The organism is Niabella beijingensis (assembly GCF_020034665.1).
In the GTDB taxonomy this organism is placed as follows: domain Bacteria; phylum Bacteroidota; class Bacteroidia; order Chitinophagales; family Chitinophagaceae; genus Niabella; species Niabella beijingensis.
The window spans coordinates 1,524,512-1,549,945 of record NZ_JAIQDI010000002.1 but is presented as its reverse complement, the minus strand read 5'-3'; the positions used below and the strand labels follow the sequence as shown (position 1 = coordinate 1,549,945).

Annotated in this window: 12 protein-coding genes; 1 reads left to right on the top strand and 11 read right to left on the bottom strand. The window is 49.8% G+C overall.

Annotated elements, in window-relative coordinates:
- Positions 1-1,074: 1,074 nt before the first annotated feature.
- From K7B07_RS22525 to K7B07_RS22495, 7 genes are all read right to left on the bottom strand, one after another.
- The gene (locus K7B07_RS22525) at positions 1,075-3,351 is read right to left on the bottom strand and encodes an ATP-binding cassette domain-containing protein (RefSeq protein WP_223712796.1); all 2,277 of its coding nucleotides are present in this window, start codon (positions 3,349-3,351) and stop codon (positions 1,075-1,077) included.
- A gap of 290 nt (positions 3,352-3,641) precedes the next feature.
- Positions 3,642-4,580 (bottom strand): alpha/beta fold hydrolase, encoded by a 939-nt coding sequence (locus tag K7B07_RS22520; protein ID WP_223712795.1) that lies wholly within the window; start codon positions 4,578-4,580, stop codon positions 3,642-3,644.
- A gap of 213 nt (positions 4,581-4,793) precedes the next feature.
- The gene (locus K7B07_RS22515; RefSeq protein ID WP_223712794.1) at positions 4,794-6,518 is read right to left on the bottom strand and encodes a DUF4091 domain-containing protein; all 1,725 of its coding nucleotides are present in this window, start codon (positions 6,516-6,518) and stop codon (positions 4,794-4,796) included.
- A gap of 175 nt (positions 6,519-6,693) precedes the next feature.
- A complete protein-coding gene (locus K7B07_RS22510; RefSeq protein ID WP_223712793.1) occupies positions 6,694-7,659 on the bottom strand; it encodes a DUF4973 domain-containing protein in 966 nt (321 codons plus the stop codon).
- Positions 7,660-7,762: 103 nt separating this feature from the next.
- On the bottom strand, positions 7,763-9,760 hold the full coding sequence (locus tag K7B07_RS22505) for a RagB/SusD family nutrient uptake outer membrane protein (RefSeq protein WP_223712792.1): 1,998 nt from the start codon (positions 9,758-9,760) through the stop codon (positions 7,763-7,765).
- 11 nt (positions 9,761-9,771) lie between these two features.
- Positions 9,772-12,852, bottom strand: coding sequence for a SusC/RagA family TonB-linked outer membrane protein (locus K7B07_RS22500; RefSeq protein ID WP_223712791.1), 3,081 nt, complete (start codon positions 12,850-12,852; stop codon positions 9,772-9,774).
- A gap of 8 nt (positions 12,853-12,860) precedes the next feature.
- Positions 12,861-14,186 carry an IPT/TIG domain-containing protein gene (locus tag K7B07_RS22495; RefSeq protein WP_223712790.1) on the bottom strand — a complete coding sequence of 442 codons (1,326 nt, stop codon included), beginning with the start codon at positions 14,184-14,186 and terminating at the stop codon, positions 12,861-12,863.
- A gap of 142 nt (positions 14,187-14,328) precedes the next feature.
- Here K7B07_RS22495 and K7B07_RS22490 point away from each other — a divergent pair, with 142 nt between their 5' ends.
- Positions 14,329-17,457, top strand: a complete 3,129-nt coding sequence (locus K7B07_RS22490) for a ligand-binding sensor domain-containing protein (protein ID WP_223712789.1) — start codon at positions 14,329-14,331, stop codon at positions 17,455-17,457.
- 9 nt (positions 17,458-17,466) lie between these two features.
- Here K7B07_RS22490 and K7B07_RS22485 read toward each other — a convergent pair whose 3' ends face one another.
- The 4 genes from K7B07_RS22485 to K7B07_RS22470 form a co-directional block, all read right to left on the bottom strand.
- Positions 17,467-18,282 carry a response regulator transcription factor gene (locus tag K7B07_RS22485; RefSeq protein ID WP_223712788.1) on the bottom strand — a complete coding sequence of 272 codons (816 nt, stop codon included), beginning with the start codon at positions 18,280-18,282 and terminating at the stop codon, positions 17,467-17,469.
- A gap of 129 nt (positions 18,283-18,411) precedes the next feature.
- The gene (locus tag K7B07_RS22480) at positions 18,412-20,700 is read right to left on the bottom strand and encodes a GH92 family glycosyl hydrolase (protein WP_223712787.1); all 2,289 of its coding nucleotides are present in this window, start codon (positions 20,698-20,700) and stop codon (positions 18,412-18,414) included.
- A gap of 62 nt (positions 20,701-20,762) precedes the next feature.
- Positions 20,763-22,793, bottom strand: a complete 2,031-nt coding sequence (locus K7B07_RS22475) for a beta-L-arabinofuranosidase domain-containing protein (protein ID WP_223712786.1) — start codon at positions 22,791-22,793, stop codon at positions 20,763-20,765.
- Positions 22,794-22,865: 72 nt separating this feature from the next.
- Positions 22,866-25,352 (bottom strand): glutaminase family protein, encoded by a 2,487-nt coding sequence (locus K7B07_RS22470; RefSeq protein ID WP_223712785.1) that lies wholly within the window; start codon positions 25,350-25,352, stop codon positions 22,866-22,868.
- Positions 25,353-25,434: the final 82 nt, after the last annotated feature.

Here is a 25,434-nt window from a genome sequence, read left to right as displayed (position 1 = left end):
CACGTGGGTGCTTCATGTTCCTATAGCAGCACTCTGTGCTCCGCATGGTGGAAGAAAGGCCTGTATCGTGCAAGTCCCGCCCTGTCCCAGCCAAAAACCTATGCGTGCAGGCTTTAAGTGAGGTAGCTGCGTTTTACTATCTCCACCGGGTGGCGGCCTTTATGGGCCGTGCCTATGGCACTCTGCGCCCCGCAGCATGTTCCTGCCTCCGGAATAAATTCCGGAGTTGTTTATGTATAATGCAGCCCTTTGGCCTTTTATACGCCAGGATAAAGCATTGTTGTAAAAAAGCAAGCAAGCCAGGAGACGCATTGCGTCGCCCTTATATACCAACAACGAACCCCCGTTCGTTGTAAAAACCTACAGTGGAAACAGGAGAACCATAGATTCGGACCATAAGTTGATGCTTATGGATCCGGACGTGAGCCAGGGCGTCAACTGGAGATCTATTAAAAACCTGCCAGGCCAATGGCCTTTATAAAGAAGGGATGCACATGGGTATAGCAGCACGCCGCGCTCCGCATGATGGAAGAAAGGCCAGTATCAAGCAAACCACGCCCCGTCCCAGCCAAAAACCTATGCGCGCAGGCTTTAAATGAGGTAGCTGTGTTTTACTATTTCCGCCGGGCGGATGCCTTTATGCACCGTGCCTATGGCACTCTGCGCTCTGTAGCATGTTCCTGCCTCCGGAATAAATTCCGGAGTTGTAAGCAATCAGCCAGGCCAATGGCCTTTATAAAAAAAGTGGGCATATGGTTGATTAACAAAGCACACGACGGCGAGTCTGCGCAACCAAAATAGCATGACGGAACAACAATCACGCTTTCGTCCTGTTGAGCGAAGTGCAGCGCAGCCGAAACATCCCTGTAATGCCAAACAGCTCTATAATTGAGAGATCCTTCGACTCCACTACGTTGCGCTCAGGATGACGGTAGCGAAGGTTTGACATGCCTTCATAGCAGTAACAAATCACACTTCAACGTCCTGTTGAGCGAAGTGCAACGCAGCCGAAACATCCCTGTAATGCCAAACAGTCCTATAATTGAGAGATCCTTCGACTCCACTGCGTTGCGCTCAGGATGATCTGAAAGTATTGATATCTTCCACAGCCGCCTTCAGGTAAACGCCGGTATGTGATCCGGGATAAGCCATCAGTGCTTCCGGTGTCCCTTCAAAGATCACCTGTCCGCCTTTGTGGCCGCCTTCCGGCCCCATATCGATGATCCAGTCCGCATTTTTGATCACCTCCAGGTTGTGCTCGATCACAATGACCGTATTGCCCTTATTCACCAGGCCCTCCATCAGTTCGATCAGCCGGCCTACGTCCGACAGGTGCAGTCCGGTGGTAGGCTCATCCATTACATAGATGCTTCCTTTTTTGTGCAGTTCGCTGGCCAGTTTGATGCGCTGGCATTCCCCGCCGGAGAGGGTGCTCAGCGGCTGCCCCAGGGTCAGGTATTCCAGTCCTACTTCTATCATGGTATCCAGCTTTTTGCGGATATCCTTTGCGGTAAAAAAGGCAGCTGCTTCTTGCACGGTCATGTGCAACACGTCGGAAATGGATTTCCCGTTCAGCCGGTACGCCAGCACTTCCTCTTTATAGCGCCGCCCCTCGCATACCTCGCAGCGGGTCTTCACTCCTTCCAGGAAGGCCAGGTCGGTATAGATGACACCCGTACCCTGGCAGTTTTCACAGGCCCCTTTTGAATTAAAGGAAAACAGCGCTGCATCCACATTATTGGCTGTGGCAAAAGCCTTGCGTATCAGGTCCATCGTGCCGGTATAGGTGGCAGGATTGGAGCGGGTGGACGTGCCCACAGGCGATTGATCGATGACTACTGCCTCCGGATGGGCTTTCAGAAAGGCATGATGGATCAACGAGCTTTTTCCGGATCCCGCCACACCGGTTACTACGGTCATTACCCCCTCGGGAATATTGACATCCACGCCCTGCAGGTTATTGATGCGGGCGCCTGTTACCGGTAACCGGCCGCGTGGTGCTCTGCTGCCGGTTTTCAGCGGCAGGCTTTGTTTCAGGTACCTGCCCGTAAGCGTATCGGTATGCAGCAAACCATCCAGCGGGCCTTCGTACATGATCTGTCCGCCTTTTGTTCCGGCATTCGGTCCCACATCCACAATATGATCGGCAATGCGGATCACATCCGGATCATGCTCCACCACAATTACCGTATTGCCTTTATCGCGCAGCTTTTGCAGCAATCCGTTCAGCCGGTATACATCCCGGGGATGCAGGCCCACACTGGGTTCATCAAAAATATACAGCACATCGATAAGACTGCTGCCCAGGTGTTTTACCATCTTTACCCGCTGCGATTCGCCGCCGGACAAGGTATCCGTTTCCCGGTTCAGGCTCAGGTATTCGAGGCCCATATCCACCAGGTGCTGCAGCCGTTCGGTAAGGGTGCGGATCAGGGGGACCGCCACGGGATCATTAATGGCTTTCAGAAAAGGGATCAACTCCCCCACTTCCATGGCCGATAGTTCGGCGATATTCCTCCCGTTGATCTTACTGGATAAGGCGGCTTCATTCAGTCGTGCGCCTTTACAGGCCGGACAGGGCTGCTCCTGCAGGTAGGGCATGATCGTTTTTTGTTTGCGCTCGGAAAGTGTTTTTATATCGCGCCGGATATAGGCCCGTTCAAATTTCTCGATCAGTCCGAGATAAGTGGCATTCACATCACTGTTGCCAAACTTCAGTTTGAACTTTCTGGGGCCGCTGTACAATAGCAGGTCCATTTCTTCCTTCGTATAATCGGCCAGCTTTTTGTTCACATCAAAAAAACCGCTGTGCGCATACATATCCTTCTCCCAGGAAACGAGCCCCGGAGCCTGTATAGCGCCTTCCTGCAATGATTTTGAACGGTCGACAAATTTTGAGGCATCAAAGCCCAGTTTACGGCCGCGACCGCTGCACTCCGGGCACATTCCCTGCGGATCGTTGAAGGAAAAAACATTGGCATAGCCCACCCAGGGGGTGCCTACCCGGGAGAACAATACACGCAGTACCGGGGAAATATCGGTAATGGTGCCCATGGTGGAATGCGATCCGCCACCCAGGCGCTTCTGATCTACCACTACTGCCATACCGAGTTTTTCGATAACATCTGCATCGGGTTGCGGAAACCTGGGCAACAAACTGCGGATGAACATGCTGAAATTCTCATACAACTGGCGTTGTGCCTCGGTGGCAATCGTATCAAAAACGATCGACGACTTTCCGGAACCGGATACGCCCGTAAAAATATTGATCTGCCGCTTGGGCAGCCGGAGGTCAACGTTCTTTAGATTATTTTCCCGCGCACCGCGGATCTCGATGTACTCCTGTGTCATAACTGTGGGATGCTGATTTTTGGGGGAGACGCAAATTATAGAAATAAATTGATTTGTATGCCCCGGAAAGCACCGAATCTCATTTAAATTTATCCACAGTTGCTTTTAATCCTGTATCCGCATAAAGGGCACCTGCAGCAATTGCAGGTACCCATCGGCCACTTTTTATATCTTTTCAGGATTCCGGCTTGCTGTACCGGCTGCCGCATTGTTCCTGATGACGGGTAAAAAGGAACAACCCGGTCCGCAGCACAGATAAAGAAGCGCCACCATACGAGGAGCCGACCGGTCTAGAACATCGGCGGCGCCGGGCTCAGGTCGGAGTCCAGGAAGTCGGTGATCATGGGGATCAGCCAGTCCGTCCGCAACATCATCCCGATATGGGTGGTGCCGGGCAGAATCGCCAGTCGTGATTTTGGCAGGCCATGAATATCGCCCATTTTGCCGCCGCCTTTGGCTTTGAACAGCTCCAGCGCATGTTCGTACCGCACACCGTCTGCATCACCAATGACCATAAAGAGCGGGGCTTTTATATTTTTGACTTCATTGGTCCAGTCATAGGGTTTCAGATCTATACTGATCACCTTTTTTATGTAGTCCGGAAAACGGGCCGGATCATTTCCCATGCTGTCGTATTGTTTTTCGATAGCACTGCCTTTAAAGATATCCGCATTCATGGTTGCAAAGCTGGCTTCCACATCGGGCCACCAGCCGTCGTGCGCATAGGTGCCGGACAGTACGATCAGCCGGCGTACCTGCTCCGGATGGCGCACTGCCATCTGGAAGGCCACTCCTCCTCCCATACTGTAGCCCAGCACATCGGCACTGTCCACTTTAAGATGCCGGAGCAGACCGGACACATCATCGGCCATGCCCTCATAGCTCAGCTCGCGGGGGATGTCCTTTGTGCGGCCATGGCCCTGCATTTCAGCCACGATCACTTTCCGGTTTTTTGCAAGCAGTGGTATAAACTGCGACCAGGTGAGCGGTATATTCATGAAAGAACCATGGATCATTACAAGAGGTTTTCCCTGGCCGTATACTTCGTAGTACATTTTCAGCCCGTTCACTTCCACATAGCCGCTATCCGTCAGCTTGGCCGGAGATGCGGCCGCGGTATCTTTTGATGCGGCTGCACCCGAAGCAGCCTCTTTTGGCGTCTGCCGGCAGGACACTGCGATCAATATGACCAAGGCAAAAGAGAGAACAATAGCGCGTTGCTTTTTCATATAAATGTCGTTTTGTTAGGGTACAAAGCTCGGCAACAATAGCCAGCCATTTGCTGTACGCATACGACAAATAGAGGGCTAAAAAGCGACACAATGAATGGAAGGGTCCCCGCAGAACGGCGCAGATCTTCTGCGCTGATCCACGCGGAAAGCATCAGCAGCTATCTGCAGGAAATAATCAGCGCTTATCTGCGGGAGAAAAAGAGCTCTTTATTAATTGATCAACGGCTTTACTTTCGACACCATATCTGCCGCTGACTGACGTTCCAGGTTTTTAATTTCAAAAGCAGTGAGCGCCGCTTCCAGTCGCTTTAGTTTTACGGCATTGCCGCTCTCCTTGTATTGTTTTTTGAGAATGCGGATCTTTTCAAAATCCTGTACCCCCTCGATCATTTTTTCAAAACGGATAGAGGTAACCGGTCCGGGATATACCTGGTAGGTATCGCCCGCAGGCCAGGTACGAAAACGGCTGTCGTTTACCGGATCCGCCACCCAGCTGTTATAGGCCCAGCGCAGGTAGCCTTCCATATTCTTTGCAGCCGTATACCAGCCGATCCAAACATGCTCCGCCGGTGGCGAGAAGGTAAAGCCATTGGGATATTTTTCCGTACAGCAGGTATACCAGGTACTCAGCTGTCCGCGCTGTGCCCGCGCCGTCAGCACATCCGCAGGGAACTGGTGTGCCGAAGCGATGCAATAGTCATCGATATCCTTTTCGATCTCCGCATGGTATTCCCCTGCCAGGGCGATCTTCCAGTCCTTGTCAATCCCTTTTAACAATTGGATCACCGCCTTCATCGCATCCATCGGGCGTTCATCCATAGCAATGGTGGTTTTTTCAAACCAGCCTTTCGACTTCAGGTGTTGTGTAAAGTCCTTCAGCATGGGCGTCCAGAACGCATTGTATTCGTCCGAACCGATCTTACCGGTAAACACCGTGTCGCGGCCCAGTCCTTCATCAAAATATTGGAACGCGACCTTCCAGGGTACCATGCTGTAGCAATTGATGCGCTGGTTAATACCGGTGCTCATTACAAAGTCCACGTATTTATCAAACAGGCTGTAGTCAAAGCTCCAGCTGCCGTCCTTCTTTTTGGTCCATTTTATCAGACTGGGATAATCGTCATAGGTCTGATGCCCCCAGGGTTCGTTCACGATGCTGGCCGTAATATATTTTTGTCCTGCTTTTGCCAGCATGGTGTAGTACTTCCGCATCAGCTCGAAATGTGCATCACTCCACAAGGGTACCTTATGTACCCGGGCTACCGCCGCGGGGTGCTGCCACAGATCCAGGCGGAAGGTCCAGTCGGAAGCCGGCGGCAATACCTTATCCAGCACCTTTACAATAAGTTTTAACCGGTATTCTTTATCCGCTTTTACAGTGACAGTGCCTTCATAACTGCCTGCCGGAGCGGTGGCAGGCACATCGATGCTTACCCAAAGGGGTTGCACCTGGTTTGGTTTTACCGTGCCGCTGTTCTTTTCAAAATCAATCGCATCAGCTACCAGCGATGAATCAAAGTCCGCCGGATTACGATGCCCGCAGCCATTGCGGAATTCATCCGTCATAACATAACCCATCATCCCGATCTGAATATTTTCGCCGGGAATTTCCGCGCCTTTCATCTTTAATGCACCAACAGTTGCCGTAAGGGCAATCTCTTTGGCAGACCATATCCCCAGCTGTGTATGCACCCGCTCCCCTTTCCAGGCTGTCAGTGTTGCTACATTTTTTACAACGGCATCCGGCACGCGGTCCTGCGGATAACGTTTGTTACTGTTGAGGAAGCTGACCTGTGTGCCTCCTTTAAGGGTTTGCCAGCGGGCATTTTTTTGTGCCGCGGTCATGGGTGGTTCTTTCTGAAGGGCCAGGCTTACATCCTGGGCGTTGGAAAGCACGATACTGAAAAGCAAGACGAAGGTTAGAAGATAACGCATGATAATGATTTGAATTGCGGCAAAATACAGCATTCCCTTCTTAAAACCAATGTTAGTGAAACCGTTTGCGCAGCTGAAAAACCGGTCTGCAGCAGCTTCTGGTGCCGGCTCCGCCATTTTTTCAGCTCATTGGAGAGGCATCATGAACACGCTATCCTACAAAGAGCTTCGTTATCTAAAACACATCATTATTAATGATCACCTGCTGATCTTCATCCGGTATCTGTGTATTTCGTGCCCGGTCCAGCACCATGGCCCCGGTAAAGCGGTAACGCAACGGGAAAGCGGGGTTGGTCACATCCTCATACTCATAGTTCAGGTTCATCGTGGTAATGGTCCGCTCCAGGTAAGGCTGCACTTCGTCTTTTTTCTTTTCGATCGTGTAGGTGCCACTGTTCTGGCTGAATTTTATAGCAGGGTCTGTGGCAGTAAGTGTAATGGTTCCATCTTCATTGAAGCGTGCCAGTAGTTTATACTTCAGCCGGTCGTATGCTTCTTCTTCGATAACGCCGGCATAAAAGAAAACGGTCTTTTCATCCACCACCCATGCATTCCGGTAGGGCGTGCTCAGTGCAGGATCATCACCTCCCGTTCTTTTTACCTCGCCGGGTACAGAGTATCGGCCCGAATAATCGTTAAAGGGAATGATCTGCATCAGTGATTTTTTATACCATCTGCGGGGGGAAACACTGTATTTTGAGGTGGACACCAGTTTTACCGGCAACAGGTATTTATAATACATGTCCAGGTTTTCCATTTTCAGATTAAGGTCAAAGTACCCTACATTTGAATTTCCGGGGATGGTGGCTGTGTTAGAGCTGAACGAATAATTGGCCTGCGGCAGCTGCAAAAAATACAGATCCTGCCGGTTCCTGAACCGCTCAAAATTCAATGTCTGAAGGGTATCATTGTCCATATCAAGGGTAACCTGTATCTCTTCCGTATTGGTGGTACTGCCGCTTAAAACAACAGGCACTTTAAGTGTAACCGCCCCACCTGTCGCCCGGTACTTCGCATACACAGGTACCACGCCGTTGTTCACAAAAGACACATCCTTTTCAAACAGTTCCTCCTCCCATTCTTTATTACAGGCCATTGCAAAAAGGCCGATCATGAGCAGGTATATATAACGATATTTCATGTGTAGGGTTTTATTGTGTTTCAGCGGAGAACAGCGCGCATCTCTCATTATTGTCTGAAGAAGTGAATGCTATCCTGTGCCATCGCTGAAATTTATGGGGTTATTAATAAGGGTTTGTCCAGCCGGGATTTTGTGTCAGCCGCACATTTCTCCGCATTTCAGCATGTGGTATCGGCCACAGGTACATTTTCCGTACAAACACCGTCGGCAATGAGGCGATGATAATAGGTGTATGAAACAATTCCCGTTGTGCATCGGTCATGTCCATATTACAGCCCATTACCGGTGTTGCTTCTTCCACCGGGGCATCCTTCCAGCGCCGCAGGTCGTAATAACGGTGGTTTTCTCCAAGCAGCTCTACCTGGCGTTCGCGTTTGAGTGATTTCCGGAACAGTTCCTTTGAGGCATAAATACCGGCATCATAATCCGGGACGCCGCCCCTGATGCGGATCTGGCTGATGGCCGCGCTCATTTCTGCCGTATTGCGGGCTACAGCAATACTTGTTTTACCATCATACGCCGGAATATTAAAAGCGCCGTTCAGTTCATTCAACGCCTCGGCATAGATCAGCAATACCTCCGCATAACGGATGGCGGGTTCTGTTTTAGGTACTGTATAAGAGCCCGGCTGGGTGCCCCAGGAATCCATAGGGTTCACGTACTTTTTAATCCCCAATCCGGTACGGATATAAAACTGGGGAGATGCAGGTCGCTTGCCATCCGGCGAACCGCGGTAATAAAATACCTGCTGGCTTCTTTCATTGGGATCGATCAGGCTGTTACGGTACCAGATGCTGCCGTTATATGCAACAGAGGCATAGAACCGGGGTTCCCGGTTCGCGTATTGCAGGGAAACGCCCGCGGGCAGGGGTTTGTAGGAGGTATTATCTTCTGTAAAACCCGGAACACGCGGATTCAGCGGCACATCACTGCCATCGTTCATCGTATAGGCGTCGCATTGTTTTTGTGTGATTCCATGTGCATTCCAGCCGCCCATGGACTGGGGGGTCTGGTGCTTGGGAAGGTCGTTCACTCCGCGGTCGCCGATTTCTGTCACGCGCGAAAAGATAATTTCCGGATTGCCCAGAAACGTAATGCTGCCGTTGAATAACGACCGGTAGGATTCAAAGGGATCGATATCCTTCCATCCTGCGGGAAAATTTGAATTGGAATATTTTGCATTGAAAGGCGGAATAATGGTGGGCGGATAATCCGGTCCCTGGTCTTCTGCATGATAGGGATAAGTATAGATCTTGTAAATACCCAGATCCATCACCTCTTTTGCGGCAGCAGCGGCCCTCGCCCATTTTTCCTCATTGTATTGCTGCGGGATCAGCTGCCGGCCCTTGCCATCCGTAAGATCAGCCATTTCTGTATTCCCGTTGAACAATGGACTTGCTGCGTATAAATAGATCTTTGCCCTGGCTGCCAGTGCCGCTCCTTTTGTGGGGCGCACTACATTACGGCCATCCCGGCCCGTTGGCAGATCCTGCGCTGCCAGCGCCAATTCTTTTGTAATAAAGTCCACACATTCATCATAAGTATTCCTGGGCAGCGAAAGTTCATCATAACTTTTTGTATAATCGAGCCCTTCCTCCGGCACCAGCGGTACAGGGCCATATTTTCTTAGCAGCAGCCAATAATAATACGCTCTTAAAAACCGTGCCTGTGCTTTACGGTCCGTAATTTCAGCCTTTGTCATCTGCCGGTTCTTATCTACATTATCTATAAAAATAGACGCCTTGCGGATACCCTGGTAGCAGGAGGCCCAGGAGTCCTGCCAGGAATTTTCGGTATACTCTCCGTTCTTATACATTTTATAGGTACGGCTGTCAAACTCATCGCCCCTGTCGCCAAAGAACATATCGTCGGAGATCAGGTTCGTTGGCACATAATCTTTACTGCCCACATCCATATTATCCAGCCGCAGGTGAGTGAATACGTCTGCCAGCCATTGTTCTGTATAATCCCTCCTTGCAAAAACGGTATCAAGATTCTGCCGGTCCTTAAAAAAGTGCTCCATATCCATATACTTTTTACAGGAACCAAAAAACTGAAGGAGCAACAGCGAAACTATTATTCCAAAAATGCTTTTTCTCATTATTAATAGTTTTATAATGTAAGATTTAAACCAACAGTTATTGTTTTGGAAGGCGGATAAGCCATACCGTTGCCACTTGCCAGCTCCGGATCCCAGACCTTCAGCTTGTCCCATACGAACAGATTCTGTCCTATCACATAAACCCGCGCACCAGACATCCGGAACCGTTGCAGTAATAATTTGGGGAACGAATAACCCAGCTCAAGGGTTTTGAGCCGCAGGTACTGCCCATCCCTTAGCCAGTAAGTGGAAGCCCGGTAGTTATTGGCGCTGCCATTATAACTGAGTCTCGGGTATTTTGCATTTGGGTTCTCCGTCCTGGGATCTCCGGATATGGCCGAAGAGATCCAGCGGTTCGAAGGGTCTGCAACTTCCGTGAGGATATTCCCCCAGGAACCCTGTATGAACGGATAAACACTGGGACCGTTGAGGAAGTAAGAAGACCGGCCTGCGCCCTGGAAATGTATATTAAAATCGACTCCTTTCCAGCTTGCCGACATACCCAGACCATAGATCAGCGCCGGCCGGAAACTGGCCCCAATGGGTACAATGTCATCGTCATTTATTACACCATCGCCATTTACATCCTTATATTTTATATCGCCGGGCATATAAGGGCCATAGGTCTGTTTGGCACTGTTCCGTATCTCTTCATAATCTTTAAATAGACCTTCGGCGATGAGGCCACTGGACTGATCCAGCCGGAAACCCTCCTGTGAGAGATAGGGATAAAAATTATATTGCTCATCCCGCTCAATGATCTTATTCTTATAATAGGTAATATTTCCGCGTGCGGTAAAGTCGACTGCATGCAAACGCTTATGGAAGGAAAAGTTGCCATCAAATCCGCGGTTCTCTGTTTTGCCGACGTTCGCGTAAGGGCTGCTGCTGATGCCTACCATTGCCGGAAGGAAATTGCGCTGGATAAAAATATCATCCCGTGTCTCTTCAAAGAAATCCATATAGAAGGTGAACATATTCTTCAATATATTGATCTCAAGCCCCAGGTCTTTTTTCACACCTGTTTCCCAGGTCAGCTGATCGGACCCCACCTGCTGGTAGCCCAGCGCGTTATAGATATTGGGGCTGATCAGCTCCCCAAAGTTGAACGACCGGTTGATCACATTTTCATTGTTCCTGTAATAATCAATGGTACTGAGGTAGGCAAAGCGCCGGCCAAGGTTATCGTTGCCTACCCAGCCATGCGAATAGCGAACCTTTAACAAATCCAGCCAGGGGACATTTTTTAAGAATTTTTCCTCCGACAGCACCCATCCTCCGGAGAATGCCGGAAAAAAGCCGAACTGCCGGCCTACCCTGAAATTCTCCGAACCGGTATAACCAAAATCAAAAGCTGCCAGGTACTTGTTCCTGAAAGCATAGCCGGCATGACCGGAAACAGAAACATTCCGGTTAGGGATCCCATTGGCAATATCGGTGCCTACGCTGACAGAGCTGCGGGACTCACGCCGGAATGTCCGCACCAGGGCATCCACATTGTGCCCTGAAAAATTACGGTTGTACACCAGTTCCCCATTCAGTTCAAGGATACGCGTACCACTGGCGGCACTGGTCTGGAACAACAATGCTTCTGTTGACCTGCGCAGCATCACCAGGTTACCATTACGGTCCCTTCTGCGTTCCACATAAAACTGTTCCGGCCATTTTTGCCGGTAGATCTCGTTACGGCTATCAGCATCAAATGCCACCCGCGCCACGGCGCGCAGTCCTTTGGTAATAAAATCAAGGCGCTGTTCCAGGTTTACATTGGTGTTAATATTATTCTGCCAGAATTCTTTATAACCGGTTTGCGTGGTAAGCACCCAGGGATTGGTCTGTGCCGCAGTACCGTAGGCCGGTACCAGTCCGTTTGAGTACAGCACCGGTGTTGCAATGGGATTGGTACCCACCACAGACTCCCAGATAAAATGTCCTAACCCCGGGGAGTTCTTTTTTTCCAGGAAACCCGCAACCCCCAGGCGCAGCAGGGTTGTCTTTGTAATGTCGAAATCAAAATTGGTACGATAGTTCCAGCGCTGGCGGTTGGCATTGGTCTTATATTCTTTCAGCGATTCATCCGATTCATACATGCCTCCTTCATTAAAATAAGCTGCTGAAACAAAATACCGCGCGGTGGTCCCGCCACCCTTAAAGTTAACAGCGGCATTAACATTATTCGTATAGGGGCGCAGCATCAGGTTCATCCAGTCTACATTCGGATAGAGATCCGGATCCAGCTTGTATTTGATGATCTCCAGTTCATTGGCTGAATACAAGGGCTCCTGGTTGCGGGTTACCCTCGCTTCATTTACCAGTTGTGCATATTCGTAACCATCTACATATTCAGGCGTACGGGTGCGTGCCACATAGCCGGCCTGTACCCTTCCGTCAATGGTGATCTTGCCTGCACGTCCGTTCTTGGTAGTGATCAATATCACGCCATTGGCGCCTTTGGAGCCATACAGTGCGGTGGCTGAAGCATCTTTCAACACCGAAAAGGACTCGATATCCTCTATATTGATCTCATTGAAAGGCCGCTCAAAACCGTCCACCATGATCAGTGCGCCCTGGTTGGCCCCAAAGGTAGACATACCCCGGATCCAGAACTGGGAGTTATTAAAACCGGGTTCCCCGGAGGTCTGCATGGCGATAACACCCGCTACATTACCGGCCAGTGCATTGGTAAGGTTTGCCGTCGGCACCCGAAGATCGCTAACATTCACCGTTGTGATCGCTCCGGTTTCCGTAATCTTTCGTTTCACACCAGTTGCGGTAACCACTACCTGGTCCATAATGCTGGAATCTGCCGGTTGCAGTACCACATTGACCAGTGTTTTCTGTCCTACTTTAATTTCCTGTGTTTTATATCCGACGTAGGAAAAAATGAGGATGCTGTAGGGATCGGTTTTAATTTTATAGTGCCCTTCCGCATTAGAGGCCGTCCCCAGCCCTGCCTGGTCCTTGATCGTTATGCTTACACCTGCAAGCGGGATCTGGGTGGGGTCCGTAATGGCACCGGTCACTTCCACCTCCTGGGCCAGCAGGCTTCCTGCCCAAAGAGCTAAAAAGGATACAATTATTATTTTTCTCATCGTAGTTTTTATTCAGTAGTTATCGTTCTGATGCGTCTGTTGATCTGGTCTGCTATGTAAAATGTTCCATTTTCTTTGTTATAAATGATCCCCACCGGCCGGTCGAATTGTGCATCACGCAAAGCACCGTCACTATATCCCGGCTGGTTGGGCCTGCCGGCAAACGTAGTGACCACTCCATCCGGCGTTATTTTTCGGATGCAGTGATTGACCCGGTCGCATACATAAAAGTTATCAAACTCATCAAAGGCCCCCTGGTGGGGTTCGTTAAATAAAGCGGAGGTCCCCACGCCATCCCGGTAGCCGTTACTGCTCCGTTGTCCTACAAAATGCACCGGTGCTTCCAGGGTGCGGGTCTGGCGGTTGTAGGTGGCTTTAAGAATATAATGCCTGTTTACCGCCACCATATAAGCAAAGTCGCCACTGGGCGCAAACTGTATATTAAACTCCCATTGATTGTCACCCACACGGTACAGTTCTTTTACAGTGCGGGTAGCACGATCCCATTTGTACACCTGCCCATTTGCATAGGAATTGAAAAAGTAATCACCCGTCTGTGGCTGTACATCCCCACCATTACACTGCTTGCTGTAGATGAGTGCATTCCACCTGGTAAAGCCACTCGCAGGGGTCAGTACCGCTGTGCTGATGCCTCTGTCATCGCCCTGGTCATTTGTCAGGTACAGCGTATCCCAGGTAGGATTAAAGGCCAGGGTTCTGGGACGTCCCAATCCGTTCCCCACCCGGAAAAGCGTTTTTACAGTAGTAAGTGCGGAGTCGATGAACCGCAATCCGCGGTACTCCTCCAGCAGGTAAATGTTTTTATGCTGGTCGAAGCAAAGCCAGTACGGCTCTTCAAACTGGGCGATCTTAATATCCCCGTCGACGATCGGCGATTCTCCTCTTTCGTTTTTAAAACCGGCCAGCGTACTTACCGAGGGTCTGAAAATATACTGGAAGGCCGATGCGGCTTTTATCTCTTTCAGATCGGCATCCCTCCCCATAACCACCTTTACATCACCGGTGCCGGCCTTCGAGGGCACCAATACATATAATACGCTACCCGTTGACCCTATCAATGGAGCACGTTTGTCGTTAACATATACTTTTATCAAAGAAGTATCTGTGCCGAAATTGCTGCCGTAAATAAGCATCTGTGTACTTACGCCCCCGCTGTCGGGCGTGAAATGATCAATGACCACCGGTTTGGAAGGATCATAGGTGATCCGCTCCGGAACGGGCTCTTTTTTCTTCGAACATGCATGGAACAGCGGCAAAAAAACAAGCAGCAGCAAGCAGGTTCTGACAATTTCAGAAGAAATCATTTTTTTCATATACAAGAATTTCGTTCTTTAAGTTTCGTAACTTGGCCATCAAAATTATTATAAGGCAAAGAGGACGGCTATCCATTTTAAGTCAAAAACCGTTCAAATCGTCTCATTTTAAATTGCACGGTCAACGGGAAAATTGATGCCATTGTTACGATCTATCAGTTTATTGCTCCTCATTTTTGTTTGCAGACCGGCATATAGCCAGTCGCTTTATTTCCGGCATTACGAGGTGGAGAACGGTCTCTCCCACAATTCAGTGATCACTGCCTTACAGGATAAAAAAGGCTTTATGTGGTTCGGCACTCCCGACGGACTGAACCGCTTTGACGGGTATGCCTTTAAGATCTACCGAAGCGGTGCGGGTGATCACGACCTGGGCAGCAATGCCATTTTTTATTTGTATGAGGACGAGGGTGGCACGCTTTGGGTAGGCACAGAAAAAGGGATCTATTCCTTTAATGCCGATGGCGAAAATTTCACCCGGCTGCCCGGTTCGCGCGGCAAAACCATACGCGCCATCCAGGACGATGGCAAGGGCAACCTGTGGTTTGCAGAAGACACAGGGCTTTACCAGTATCGTTTTGCCACAAAAAAGATTACGGCGTTCAGCAATGGGTCCATCCAAAATATCTCCTCCATCCTCTGCGACCATAACGGTACACTCTGGATCGGTTATGGAGAAGGACTGCTGGCGCGCTACAATCCGGCAGTTAACCGGTTTGAACCACTGCCGCCGATTCCGGATGGCCGGCGCCGCAATTCCATTGAGAGGATCTATGAAAGCAGCGATGGCACACTGCTTATCGGTACCTCCGGAGAAGGATTGAAACGGTTTCATCCTGCTTCCGGCTCCTGGGCCAATACCCGCCTGACGGCCCTGAACGGAAAGAAACTTTTTGTGAGGAGCATTCTACAAACCGCCAGCGACGAATACTGGGTTGCTACGGAATCCGGTCTGTTTATTTATAACAGCCGGTACGATACCGCGCGGCATATCCAGAAGATCCGCAATCATCCTTATGCGTTATCGGACAATGCGGTCTATTCCCTGTGCAGGGATACAGAGGGCGGCATTTGGATAGGGACCTATTTCGGAGGTATCAACTACCATCCCAATGCCCATCTTCATTTTGAAAAAGATTTCCCATCCCCGGTTAAACATTCCATTGCAGGTAACGTGATCCGTGAGATCACCGAGGATCCTAACCATAACCTGTGGATCGGGACGGAGGACAAGGGCCTCATAAAGCTGAATGCGCGTACGGGATATTTTGAAAATTATATTGAAAAGGCGGTAAAGCCCGCCATCGCATCCACCAATATCCACGGGTTACTGGCAGACGGACGTCACCTGTACATCGGCACCTTTGAACACGGACTTTATATCATGGATCTGGAACGCGAACGGGTGATCGCCCATTTTGAAGCAGACGGGAGCGGCAAAGGGATCAGCAGCAACTATATCAATATCATTTACAAAACCGCTGCAGGCCATATCATCATCTGCACCGCCAACGGACTGTTCCGGTACCAGCCAGCCACCAAGCAGTTCCTGCCCTTTAACAGCATCCCGCCACAGGCCTTTTATTCGGCCGTAATGGAGGACCGGCAACAACGCCTCTGGCTGGGCACGCACCATGAAGGCGTATTCTATCTCGACAGCGATCAGCGGCTTGTAAGACTATCATTGTTTACCAGGGGCAAGGACCTGTTGAAGGAGACCCGCATCCTGAACCTTTTTGAAGACCACCGCCGGCAGATCTGGATCTGCACCGAGAATGGCCTGTACTGTGTGGATCCGGCGCAAAAAAAATTCCGGCTGTATAATACAGATAATGGATTTCCCGGCAATATGGTATATGCCCTCCTGGAAGACCGGGATTACAATATCTGGGCCAGTACGTCTATGGGCCTTGTACGCATTGATCAAAAAACAGGAGATATAAAAGTCTTTAAAAAAACCGACGGACTGGTAAGCGAGCAGTTCAACCACCGCTCGGCATATAAAGACGGCAGCGGCATGTTCTATTTCGGAAGCGTAAAGGGGCTGATAAAATTTGATCCCAACCGGTACAGCGTCAACCATCACATCCCTTCTATTTATTTTACAAAACTCCAACTGTTCAATAAAAATGTGGAACCACAAACACTTCATTCCCCACTTCGTACTTCTATTTTAAATACCGGAAGCCTCGAACTCGATCATGATCAGGCAACTTTTAGTTTTGATTTTTCCGCGCTCAGCTACACTTCTCCTGACAACCTGCAATATACCTATAAGCTGGAAGGACTAGATAAAACCTGGAATTTTATCGGCGCAGAGCGAAGGGTGCATTTTAATAACCTGGCTCCGGGCAACTATATTTTTAAGGTACGCTCCACCAACAGCAGCGGACTGTGGGTATCCAATGAAAAGGCCATCCGGCTGGAAATACACCCTCCCTTCTGGAAATCTCAAACGGCCTATACCCTCTATTTTGTTGTTACCGTCCTGCTACTCTTTGGCTTGTTAAAATTGCTGCACCACCGGCAGGAGGAAAAACAACGACGCCAGATGCAGCTGTTTGCCTTAAACAAAGAGAAAGAACTCAACCAGGCCAAGGTGGATTTTTTCACCACCGTTGCGCACGAAATCCGCACTCCGCTTACATTGATAAAAGCGCCCATGGACAAACTGCTTAAAATGACCGGCAAAATGCCGGAGGCAGAGCGGGAGTTGTCTGTAATGAACCGGAACACCGAACGGCTGCTGGCGCTTACCAACCAGCTCCTGAACTTCCGGCGTATCGAATCCGGGAATTATGAACTGCACCTGACCACCTTAAATATTGTGGCACTGGCCGAAACGATCTGGGAAAGCTTTAGTCCGGCTGCTGATAAAAAGGGAATGACCTCGCAGTTTCATACAACGGTTAGTTCCCTGCTGCTGCATGCGGATGAGGATGCCTGCATCAAGATCATCAGCAACCTGCTGGACAATGCGATCAAATACGGACACCGCGTGGCACGCTGTGAAGTGGGAACGGGAACAATAGCCGGCTCAAACGCAGTTGTAATAACGGTTTCCAACGACGGCACCATCATCCCGCCGGAGATCCGGGCCAGGATCTTTGTGCCGTTCTTCCGCTCGAAGGAAGGCAGCTCGCAGTCAGGTGCCGGGATCGGGTTGTCTCTGGCCCGATCACTGGCCGCGCTTCACAACGGCACGCTGGAATACAGGGAAGAAAGTGGATTTAATAATTTTATACTGACACTACCCGCAACAGAACCATAACCGGTGTTATTACTCCCTGTTCTTTTTATTGAAAGTATCCGATACCTTGTCAATATACTCCGAGGGCGCCATTTTAAATTGTTTGAGAAAATTCCGTTTAAACTGACTGGGCGAATTATACCCCACCAGCTCCGCCACTTCATTGATCCGGTGATTGCCTTCATTGATCAGCGCCGCTGCTTTTTTCAAACGCGTAAGGTTGATGATATCGTAAGGCGCCAGGCCGGAGATGGATTTAATTTTGCGGTAAAGCGTGGGCCGGCTCATATTCATGCCCAGCGCCAGCTTCTCCACATCCAGACCGGCATCATCAAGGTTGCGTACGATCAGGGCATGCAGTTGTTCCAGGAATTCCACATCCATTTTTGAATAGGCCATGCTGTTGATATGCGCCAGCGGCGAACGGGCATAGAATTCCTTCAGCCGTGTACGGCTCTCCAGCAGGTTGCCGATCTGTACCAGTAAATGTTCCAGGGAAAAGGGCTTTTCAATATAGGCATCCGCACCGGTTTTCAGTCCCTGGATCTTTGATTGCAGGGTATCTTTTGCCGTAAGTAAAATAACGGGCAGGTGACTGTACGCTACACTGGATTTTAATTTTTCACAGAATTCAAACCCGTCCATCTGCGGCATCATCACATCACTGACAATCAGCTGTACCAGCTCGTTTTCAAGTAAAGCCAGCGCCTCTACACCATCACGGGCCTTCAGTACCGAGTAGTGCATACCCAGGTCACCTGCAAGATAATCCAGTATTTCTTCGTTGTCGTCAACCAGTAATACAGCAGGTTTCGGCTCTTTTTGCTCCCGGATCCATTCGTCCATTGTATGTTTCTCCAGTAATTTATGGGGTTGTTGGTTTATATAAACAACCGTAAATTACAAAAACAGCTGCATACTTGCCGGAGATTTTTGCGTGGATCTTCGCGGATTATTTTGAACCCCACTTGCGCCTTATCTGTAGGGGCTGCGAGACACAGAAAAGGGCTGATTGGCCGCGCCCAGCCCGCGCTCTTTAGCCGGCACATCACTCATTTCAAAATAAAGATGACCGCCTTTTACGATATCCTGGTAAGTGATGAAATTTCTGGTATATTCTTTTTTGTTCAGCTTCCCTTTTTTGATGTACACATTTTTAGCCGCATTATTATGCGCTTCGATGACGAATTTCTTACCGTCTTCCAGCGTCAGGGTAATTTTCTTAAACAACGGGCTACCGATCACATATTCATTCGTACCCGGTGTAACACTGTAGATCCCCAATGCGCTCAGCACATACCAGGATGAAGTTTGTCCCTGGTCCTCATCGCCCGGGTAACCATCCTCTGTTGCATTGTACAAGCGCTTCATCACTTCACGTGCATGATACTGCGCCTTCCAGGGTTCATTGGCATAGTTATACAGGTATACCATATGCTGTATGGGCTGGTTGCCATGCGCATACTGCCCCATGTTGGCCATTACCATTTCCGTCATCTCATGGATCATACCGCCATAAGTGCCCACTTTTACGGTATTGGGCACACTGAAAACTGAATCCAGTTTTGCGGTGAATGCTTTGTCGCCGCCCAGCAATCCCTTCAACCCTTCGATATCATGAAATACGGACCATACCCAGTGCCAGGCATTGCCTTCGGTATAAGGACCACCCCATTCCACCGGATCAAAATCCGGTTTCCAGTTACCGTTCTCATCCCTGCCCAGCATAAATCCGGTTGCAGCATTAAAAACATTTTTATAGTTGAACATTTTCTCAGCAAATGCCTTAGCGTATTTTTCATTACCGGATGCTTTCGCAAGTGCATACCCGCAAAAATCATCATAAGCATATTCGAGTGTCTTGGCCGTGGCCTCCCGGTATTTCGGATAGGGCACAAAGCCCAAGCTGTTATACTCCTTATAACCATCTCTGCCGTTGGCAGGCCCCCAGGGACCTTTATTATTGGCTTCATGCTGATAGGCCTCCAATGCCTTTTCCGGATCAAAAGTATGGATCCCTTTCACCCAGGCATCTGCCAGCAATGAAATGGCATGATTACCGATCATGCTTCCCTGTTCGTTGGGAAACGACCAGGATGGCAGCCAGCCGCACTGTGCCTGCGCATCCAGGAGGGCACTTACATAACGCCCGTGCATGGTGGGGTGCAGCAAGGCATTTAACGGGAACTGTGCCCGGAAGGTATCCCAGAACCCGGTATCGGTGAACATATAACCGGTATGCACTGTACCGTCATAGGGACTGAAATAGTACGGCTTTCCATCCTGGTCCAGCTCATAGAATTTTCTTGAAAAAAGGCTGGCCCGGAAAAAACAGGAATAAAAGGTTGCCTTATCTTCTTCGGAATCTCCCTCCACCAGGATGCGGCCCAGGTGCTCATTCCAGGTCTTTTGCGCCCGGGCCTTTGTTTGTTCCAGTGTTTTATCCGCACCCAGTTCCCCTTGCAGGTTGCGCGCTGCCTGCTCCGCACTGATATAGGAAGAAGCCACTTTTACCTGCACGGTGACACCATCGGCAAACTGAAGATAGGCACCTTTGCCCTGCCCTTCTGCATTTAACGCACCGGGCTGCACCGTATTTTCCTTATTCTCCCAGGTGCCCTGGGTGGTAAAGGGCTGATCGAAGCGGATCACAAAAAAACTTTTCCACCCTTTCTGAAAACCACGTCCGTTATTCACATAACCCGTGATCATTCTCTCAGCAGGATGTATCTCAATTCCGCTTAAGCCGGTATACCCATCCAGCACCAGGAAACTTTTATGGCCTTTAGGAAAACTGAAGCGCAGGTGCACGCCTCTTTCGGTGGGCGCCATTTCCGTTGTGATGGCGTTTTCCAGCATCACCTTATAATAATGCGGGTGAGCGATTTCCTTTTCATGCCGGAATTCCGTGGCACGGTCGTTCTCGTTCACCACCAGGTTATCAATTACAGGCATGAACGAGAATACGGCATAGTCGTTCGTCCAGGAGCTGCATTGGTGTGCCTGTTGAAAACCTCTTATTTTATTCTTTGCATACTGGTATTTCCACCCGTCCCCGTTCGGCCCGGTTTGTGGTGTCCAGGTATGCATACCAAAAGGCAAGGCCGTAGTGGGATAGGTATTCCCTCTTGTCAGTTCATGTGCAGAATTGGTACCCTGCAACGTGTTTACATACGACACGAGATCTTTCTGCTGCGAAAGAACGCTACCGGTGGCCATTCCGCAGATCATGCCGGTAAACAATAAATTTCTCAAAGCATTCATAACAAACATTCAATTCGTTAAACCTATACAACTATTATGCGATCGGAAAAATACCAATAAAATCAGTACACAGGAAACTGTGCCACTCTTAATCGTGTCACCCCATATGGAACAAGCGTGATCGGCTCCTCATCCCCGAGGTGCAGTCCGTACGTGACACTATAAGGCAATGGTCCGGCGGACTCATTATACAATTGCCAGCGCGCAAAGCGTTTTCCCTTTGCGGTGATGGACAACGGCACGGAAGCAAGCGACCAGGGATCCTTGCCTTCAGCGGAGTGTTGTTCCACTTTAAACTGCTCATTCAGCTTTTCTTCAGAAAAATCGGGCAATCCGTAATTCCAGGGCGTGGTGGGGCGTATTTCCCAATAGGTATCGCCGTTCTCCACCGGGTCTTTTGTATTGGTAATTTCTTTTGCCTGCTCTCCTATTTTTAATGCATAGGTCAGCGGTCCCCGCTCAATGGACACGGAATTCTGCTGCCAGCGGTTCTTCTTAATGCGCATCGGCAGTTCCAGCGTCACCACATCTCCGCTTTTCCAGTCCCGGTCTATTTTTAAGATGGTATCACCTTTTGCCTGACTGTGAAGAGCGCCGTTTATTTTAACCACGGCAGCATCGCACCAGGCGGGTATGCGCAGGTGAAACGGAAAACGAAGCGGCTTTTTTGATTTTGTTTCCAGCGAAAAGCGGATCGTTTCCTCAAACGGGTATTGGGTCTGTTCTTTAAAGCTCACTTCTGTGCCATCTGCAACTTTTGCGGTTACCGCAGAGGGTGCGTATACCAACGCAGCCAGGCCTTTATCGGCAGTGGCATACCAGAGGTTTTGTGTAAACTTGGGCCAGCCCTGGTGCATATTGGATGTACAGCAGGCATAGCCGGTAAGCAGGCCAAAACAGATATCAGCACCGTCATGGTCCACACTGAAGTTGCGCATGTGCCGGGTGACCATCACCTGGTTGGTTTGCTGATAGTATTGCCGGTTGAGGAACTGCGCATCGATCTGCGCCGGCAATGCATTGAAGGCGATCTTTTCGAGCTGATCGGCATATTTTACATCGCCGGTCACGTTCAGTATACTTTCCAGTGAGAACATCATTTCCACGGCCGTGCAAAATTCCGAACCAAAAGCCGGATCATTACCATGCAATGCTTCATCTCCGCCAAACAGGCCATTGGCCAAACCATTGTATTTGCGCAGATCGGCAAACCCTTTTTCAACAGCATCGAGGAATGGTTGTTCCGGTTTACGCTGGTAATACACTACCGGCTCCTTGATCCCCTGTGCCAGGTTTACACAGTGAATACTGCCCGGGCGGCTCAGCAGGTCGGTATATAAAAACTCATGGGTATAGTTGAAGGTTTGTTTATGGATCAGGTCCGCCAGGTTCAGCAGGAATGCATCGCCTGTAATATTATAGAGCCAAAGCACTACCATCAGGTTGTCGCCGGCACGGTACCGGGCCCAGAAGGTCCAGTGGTCCAGCGGCTTTTCCGGAAGGGTCTTCAGCTGGTAGCGGAAATACTCCGTCATCAGTTTGATCACGCGTTTATCACCGGTTGCGGCATAGTATTGTTTCAGCACTTTCAGCATCACCATCTTGGGCCACCAGTCCTGACTGTTATCCCGCTGGATCCCCGGCTCGCCGGGATAATCCTTTGCAGGACCAAAGTAGCCATTGGGTTGCAGGCTGTTCAGCGACCATTCCACCCAGGGTTTTACTTTTGCAATCAGCGCTTTGTCTTTTAAAAGATAGGCCAGGGGCAGCAGTCCGTCGATCCAGTAAGGCCCGCGTTCCCATTGATCACCGTCGCCCCCCAGCCAGCCGTTGCGTTTGCCCATTACGAGAGGATACAGTTCATCCAGCTTCCCGGTGGCACCGTTCTTCTGGCTGATCAGCTTCTCCTTCAGCCAGCCCTCCGGCGCAATAGCACCCAATGGCAGCTCCAGGAACTGTAATTGCTTCAGCGGTGCGCGGTTATTCCGGTAAAGCGCCTCATCCGTTTCCTGTGCCTGCGAGCTGTTATAAAAAACGATTGCGATCCACAGACAACATAGCGCCTTTAGTATCCTGTATTTTTTGCAAGTCATAAAAGAGGTATTAAAGAAAACAACCAATGCCTGTTCCAGAACAAGCACCGGTTGACTTATACAACAGTAATATTATCGTTTGTTCAGTTTGCGGTCAAAGGCTTTCATAAAATAGCCCCCTACAACGCTCCGTGCCTGGAAACCTACCTGTTTGCCATCCGTTGTTTCATGCCAGTCGCTGATCGGCACACGACTCGTGGTCTCAGTGGCATACCGGTACAACGGCTCAATGAATTTTTCAAAATCATTACGGTTGTCCGTCATTGTGGCCGTCCACATGATCCAGTCGGATTTGGTATAGGTCTTCCGCGAATCCAGCGGCAACCCGTAGCGCTGCTGGTGCGAAAGGTAATAACGGATCTCCGTATCATACAGCGATTGCGGAAATAAGTTAAAGTTCAAAACCTTATCCCAAACCAGGTTATACTTCTGGCTCCAGGTACCTTTTTTCTCAAAGGCCAGGGTATAATGATCTCCATCATTCGCCAGCTCCATCCATTTGGGTATCATTGGCTTTACCAGTGCTATGTATTTTTTTGCGGTAGTAGTCTCGCCCAGCATTTCGGCCAGCATTGCATAACTGCGCAGGGCCATGATGGCCTTTGCAGAAAGATTGACATTCCGCGCCATATGTCCTGCAAAGTCATCGGTACACAGCTGGTTGGCCGGGTCAAATCCTTCTTTGGCCAGGTAACCGGCCCAGGTGGTGAGCGTCTTCCAGTGTTTTTTTGCGAATGTGGCATTGCCATCCACCTTGGCGATCGCTGCCATCAGGATGAGCATATTCCCCGCTTCTTCCACCGGCATGTCCTCCCCGTAGGTCTGCCCGTTCGCCAGCGGATAGGTACCCAGGTCATGTGCCGCAAAGGGCTTGGTCCATTTGCCGCTTTCGCTGTAATAAAAAATCCCGCTCATCATCCCTTTCTGTAATGCCGTATTGTACAGGAGGTATAAGGGCGCCGAAGGATAGGTAAGGTCCACGGTATTGATCGATCCGTTGCTGAAGTTTTCTTTGGAAAGGAACAACAGTTCTTTCTGCGGACTTTCCACTACTGCATGTGCGGCAATGCTCTGGCGGTACACCAGCTCACAAAGTTTTGCATAGACGGCCCCACCGGCATTCAATGCATCATCATGGACTACTTTATCAAAGTCGTTCACCTTTTTCATGACCGGTTTGTAATCAGCCGCAGCTTTATTCATTTCTGCCGTAAAGCTTTTTCCGCCTGTCCGGTTCCACCACGGCCGCAGATTGGTATGAAAATACTGGATGGAGTAGATCTCATCATACCCCAGTAACATGAAACGTTCCTTGGCAGCGGCACCTGTTTTACCCAGATCCAGTACGGTATTTAACACCAGGCTTTTGCCTTTTGTGCCGGCGGATCCGGACAGCCGGTTGTTCATTAAACCCGATATGCCTTCCTGCTGACTGGTTGAAATATATTGCGTGGTACCTTCGCCGGGCGCACCTACATAAAAATAGCCCCAGTCGATGCGCAGGTCGTCGCCTTTTTTTGCCAGCACCGGCTGACTTGTTGTTCCCGCCTGCAGCAGCTTCAGTGTACCATTGTTAGCGGTCTTTGCTTCCACTTCCTGGGAAGCCTCATTAACAGCAATATTGGAGGAAGCACCCAGATAGATCTTTACATCATGCTGTTTGCCGTCGTTTGATTTCACCGTATACGTAATATAAGATACCGGGCGCGCCATCAGGTCGACCTCCTTCAGCAGCAGCGGCGATGTAAAATTCACATCCAGTGCCACCCCGCCGGCTGTAAAACGGTAAACCGTTTGCATTGCTGTAAGCTTTACCTGTTCCTGCTTTGCCAGTAAAAGCCGTTCGGACTGCGGTGATGGCACTTTTCTTGAGATACCCAGATCCAGGTGGCGTCCTCCGGCGGTATTGCGCAGGTGCACCGCCAGGATATTCTTTCCTTTTTTCAGGTTCGTCTTCAGTTCTTTGTCCAGCGGCAGGTAGGTCATCCGGTTTACCCAGCCGGTTTTGTGATAGACCAGTACCCCGTTCAGATAAATATCGATATTGTCATCATGGTTGATCTTCAGGAAAAGATCATCCGAAGGTAACTCGTTCAGGTCAAAGGTTCTTCTTACCCACAGGTCGTCCGTATCCCAGAAGGTATTTGCGATCTTCTTATCGTCCGAAAAGGGCGCAGCACCGGTTTTCCAGGCGTTATCGTTAAAGTCCGGGGCATCCCAGCCTTGTGCAGGTTCCTGTTCGGTATACTGCACATTGTATGATTGCTCATCGCTGGCGGGCAATACCACCGCAAAGGATTCCGGCTCTTTACCCAGGAAGCGGTAGAACTGATCATCTACTTTTATAACTCCCACCAGCGACTGCTCGGTGCCTGACCAATGTGTGGTCACCGATTCATTCAGTTTGTCGGAATGACTCCAGATGCTGAAGTAGGGCGTATGCGTGATAAGCGGATAAGCGGGGGCCTGCTGCTCCTGCCCGCTACTCTGTTTTAAGGTTAAAAATAGTGCCAGCCCCAGAAGCATCCGCCGGCTTTGCTGAAGAAAAAAATGAACCATAAAATTTACTTTTCGATTTAATCATTTGCGGCAGCGAATCTTATCGCAGGGGGAATCGTACACAAAGGGCATCATACCGAGC